This is a genomic window from Pseudomonas sp. PAMC 26793 (genome assembly GCF_000313235.1).
Taxonomy (GTDB): Bacteria; Pseudomonadota; Gammaproteobacteria; order Pseudomonadales; family Pseudomonadaceae; genus Aquipseudomonas; species Aquipseudomonas yamanorum.
The window spans coordinates 1-4,174 of record NZ_AMXG01000016.1 but is presented as its reverse complement, the minus strand read 5'-3'; the positions used below and the strand labels follow the sequence as shown (position 1 = coordinate 4,174).

The window sequence follows — 4,174 nt, the reverse complement described above, 5'->3', positions numbered from 1 at the left end:
TCCCACGCTCTGCGTGGGAATGCATCCCGTGACGCTCCGCGTCACCCTGGCACATAGCGTCGACCGCGGGACGCGGAGCGTCCGAAGCGGCATTCCCTCGCGGAGCGTGGGAACGATCAACCCCAACCGCTCGTCACCAAACCCGGTGTTTCCCGTTAAACAGTTGATAGCGTAGATAAATTTTCAAAAAAAGCGCTTGACGCATTCCCGTTCTCCGCGAATAATGCGCGCCACTTGGCTACATAGCTCAGTTGGTTAGAGCATAGCATTCATAATGCTGGGGTCCGGGGTTCAAGTCCCTGTGTAGCCACCAAGTACCGATCCATAGATGTCTACAGCAGTCTATGAATCACCTCAAGAAGCCCGCCTAGTGCGGGCTTTCTTGTTTCTGGCTGTCCACCTCTATCTATCCCTATCCTTCCCCTCCGTGTATGCCCACGTGTATGCTTCATAAATAATTGAACTGAAGGCATACAAGGATGAAACGCACAGATATCAAGCGACGCCCTCTCGCTGACACGACACTTTCCAGCCTGGAGCCTGAGGCCGGGGCATACCGCGAACTAGACAGCCCTGGGCTGTATTTCAGGGTCAAGCCAAACGGCCAAAAGTCTTGGGAGTTACGCTACAAGAAGCCAGACGGAAAATGGTCGTGGCTTGGCCTTGGCGGCTACCCGGAGGTGGGCGGTGCTTTTGCTCGGCAGAAAGCGGCTGATCTGCGCGCAGACGCATCGGAAGGCAAGAACCCGATCACCTCCAAGAAAGCTCGCCAAGCAGCCGAGATCGATGCAGCCAACGACACCTTTGAAGCATTGGCAAGGGAGTGGCACACGTCTCGCCTGAGCGGCTGGGATGCTGGTACGGCCAAAAGGATACTTGGAGCGCTCGAACGCCATGTATTCCCCTCGCTCGGTAAACGCCCCTATACCTCTATCATGTCGATGGAGTGGATGGAGCTATTGAGAGGGCTTGAGCGTCAGGGGATTCTCGAACAGATGAGCCGTGTGAGGGCTTACTGCAAAGATATCTATGACCTGGCTCGCGTAACGGGCAGAGCCGTAAACAACCCGTTGGAGGGAGTGCATAAATTTCTGTCCTCGGGAAAGGCAGAGAACTACGCCCACGTCTCCCCCGATGAGCTTCCGGGGTTACTTCGAGCGATACGTTCCTACCCCCACGCCAAAGATGTTCAGCTCGGCCTGAGGCTGTTGACCCTGATGGCTGTACGCCCCAGCGAACTCCGAGAGGCGCAATGGGTAGAGTTCGATTTCGACAAGAAGCTGTGGACCGTACCAGTCGAGCGCAAGGGTCGTAAGAAAGGTCGTGAGCACCTGGTACCACTTTGCACTCAAACAATCGAAGCACTATTGGAACTTCGGCAATTCACAGGCGCTTACCCACTCCTATTTCCCGGTAGAAGCGATCGCACTAAACCTCGCAGCGATACCGTATTCCTAATGGCACTCAGACGCCTTGGTTACGAGGGCCGCCAGACCGGCCATGGCTTCCGCCACATCGCCAGCACGATCCTCAACGAGCACGGATATCCAGCTGACCATATCGAGGCCCAACTCAGCCACAAGGCACAAGGTGTGCGAGGGATTTACAACAAGGCTCAGTACCTTGAGCAACGCACACAGATGATGCAGTGGTACGCCGACCATCTCGATTCCCTAGAGGCCGGAAATGTAGTGCAAGGTCAATTTGGGAAGGCAGTGTGAGAGCGCTTACCCTGCCCCCCTCTAAATCCGGTGTAACGCGTGTTACTCGTGTAACGCCACTCGCCAAGTGACCGGATTCATTGGCTTTCACGCCCGTTACACAGTTGAGCTACATAGCGTACATCCGATGTAACGCGGCCCCAACGTGTAACGCAAAAGTCAGCGCTCAGGCACTGCGGGCAGGCGTTTTTCGCCCGAGCCTACCAAGCGACCTTCGCTGGCTCCGCCCTTCAAGCGCAGGGCGTGGGACTTTCGGTTACACAACGCCTGAGGCACTTGGCAATGACTGATCGCCAAACCGTATTGCATTCGGCGCTAAGCAGCGGCCTGCTCAAATCTCTCTCAGCGCAACCGCCCTATGTTGCTGACGCCTGCCACCTGATCGACCAATGCTAGCTGCGCAATTACTAAACCGCCGCGTTCACCCTGCGTTGCCCCCATATTGACTACACATTGACCGGTCTAGGGGAAAAGTAGTTTTCTTCATCTAGATAAATGTATAGATAGATACCCCTGTATCCATAACCAGGGGTTATCCATGAATGTTCATAACGGCAAGTCCGCAAATCCCACCGAAATCCGCTCTTACGAAACAAGAGATCTGAACGCCAAGCGAACCAGTCATTTTGCCGCAGATCCTTCAGCAATTCTGATCCGCATGCCGGAAGTAATGGCCATCGTTGGGTTAGCTCGCCCAACGATTTACAAACTAATGCAGCAAGCGGATAGCGGCTTCCCACTTCCAGTAAAACTCAGCGCTAGTAACGCCCGTAGCGCTCCCGTCGCATGGGTACTGGCTGAAGTTTTAGATTGGACGCGTGCACGAATCGCAGCTCGAGACAGGGTGGCGGCATGAAAAATCGAGCCGCTAACAACGCCATTTTGCAGCCCTTTTCTGTACTCAGAACAGTCGGATTCTCATCACGCGGTATGCAGCGTTTTGAACGTTACCGCACAGAGCAAAAACGCCTGAACCGGGACGTGATGGTGATGCGATGGAGAGATGGCATCTGGTGCGCATTGTCAGTTCCCTGCCAAGCCCCTCAAGCAATCATCGTCGACGAAGGCCAACAAATAGACGCCTACGAAGATGCACGCGCCTGCCTCGAAGGCGACCTCTTGCCCTTTGTCTCCCTGCGCTGGGACGTCCATGCCTGAAACGAAAACGCCCCCGGCGGCAACCGGAGGCGTTGAGGTAAATCTACATGCCTAATCAATTTATGCCCCATCGAAAAAATCCGCAAGCGATCCGCACGGTTGCACTTTCAAAAAACGGGCGTTACTCTCTGACCGTCGTTGCAAATTCAACGACCGGGTTTAGCGGCCCGAGCACATACAGGCGCACAAGCGCTTCCGACTCGATTGCATGCGCTTTTTTTGTGCCTGCGACTCTCGTTTATGGTGGCTGTGCGTGGGAGACCTTCGGGTCTGCCGGGGTCCTGTATGCCCGGTCCGCTAACCCGCGCACAGCTGCCACCCTAATTCGTTTAGCGGCGAACCGTGGCAGCTCCTCACATACAGGAGCTTCATCAGATGCACGCCCTCAATCCATCCAAAATTCGCGCCGCCGCTCATCGAGCAATGGCTCTCGCCGCTTTACACGCCAACTCCAGCCTCGCTACACGTCTCTCCCGTTACAACGCCCATATGTCCAAGGCTCGTGCCCTCGAAGCCGCAGGGGGTGCCCAATGAGCATGCTCCCAGGCTTTGCACTACCCGAGGACCTACTCTGCGTCAGCCAAGACGCCGAAGCCGGTCTGCCTATCGACGCCATCACCTGTGCGCTCGACCGTGCCGATTCAGTTCTCATGCTGTTGGAAGATCACTTAGACGGCGATAAACCCCTGCTTTCCAACCGCGTGCTGTCGTCCGTTATTTGGGACGTGCGCGGCACCTTGGGTTTGATCAAAACACTCGCCATGTACGGTGATGCCTCCTCTGTGCCGCTGGGCCAGAAAGGCGGTGTGCTGTGACCCACTCCAGCACGCGTGGACGCTCCGAGTTTTCCCCTGCCAACGGTAACGGCCAAAACCTGTTTCGGGTGAATGCCGGTATCCCGCTGGAGGATGCACTTGAAGCCGTCTCCCAGATTCTGCATCACTCTAATCAACTGATCCTCGACGCGGCCATCAGCGATGCGGGCGAGCGTTTTAGTTGGCCTGCGTTCTACCTCGGCGAGATGGCCAAGGCGCTGATCGACGACGTGAACGAGGCGTTGCTTGAGTCGAGGACCGCACCATGACTCAGCGCACCGGCAACACCTCAAAACGCCCCAGCTTTGCCGACGTAAAAAGCGTTGCCCTGAAGAACATTGACCGTGTGCTTGCGCACTGGCTGCCAAACGGCAAACGTGTCGACGGCGGCAAGGAATACACCGCACCGAGTCCCACACGCACGGACAAGCGCGCAGGCTCACTCAAGGTCAATTTGAGCAAAGGCACTTGGGCGGATTT

The 4,174-nt window shown here is 56.0% G+C and carries 6 protein-coding genes and 1 tRNA gene; all 7 read left to right on the top strand.

Features of this window, described 5'->3' with window-relative positions; genetic code table 11:
- The first annotated feature begins 236 nt into the window (after positions 1-236).
- Positions 237-313: transfer RNA gene (locus D109_RS0105100), tRNA-Met, on the top strand.
- 166 nt (positions 314-479) lie between these two features.
- The gene (locus D109_RS0105095) at positions 480-1,721 is read left to right on the top strand and encodes a tyrosine-type recombinase/integrase (protein WP_017475966.1); all 1,242 of its coding nucleotides are present in this window, start codon (positions 480-482) and stop codon (positions 1,719-1,721) included.
- Positions 1,722-2,259: 538 nt separating this feature from the next.
- On the top strand, positions 2,260-2,577 hold the full coding sequence (locus D109_RS1000000132570) for an AlpA family transcriptional regulator (RefSeq protein ID WP_081585322.1): 318 nt from the start codon (positions 2,260-2,262) through the stop codon (positions 2,575-2,577).
- Positions 2,574-2,879, top strand: a complete 306-nt coding sequence (locus D109_RS1000000132565; protein ID WP_081585321.1) for a hypothetical protein — start codon at positions 2,574-2,576, stop codon at positions 2,877-2,879. The genes D109_RS1000000132570 and D109_RS1000000132565 overlap by 4 nt, the downstream gene beginning before the upstream one ends.
- Positions 2,880-3,409: 530 nt before the next feature.
- Positions 3,410-3,694, top strand: coding sequence for a hypothetical protein (locus tag D109_RS0105085; RefSeq protein ID WP_026077787.1), 285 nt, complete (start codon positions 3,410-3,412; stop codon positions 3,692-3,694).
- Positions 3,691-3,963, top strand: coding sequence for a DUF3077 domain-containing protein (locus tag D109_RS0105080; protein ID WP_017475963.1), 273 nt, complete (start codon positions 3,691-3,693; stop codon positions 3,961-3,963). Before D109_RS0105085 ends, D109_RS0105080 begins: the two co-directional genes overlap by 4 nt.
- The coding region (locus tag D109_RS01000000131715; RefSeq protein WP_032868257.1) for a hypothetical protein at positions 3,960-4,174 on the top strand (215 nt) is incomplete at its 3' end. The genes D109_RS0105080 and D109_RS01000000131715, both read left to right, overlap by 4 nt.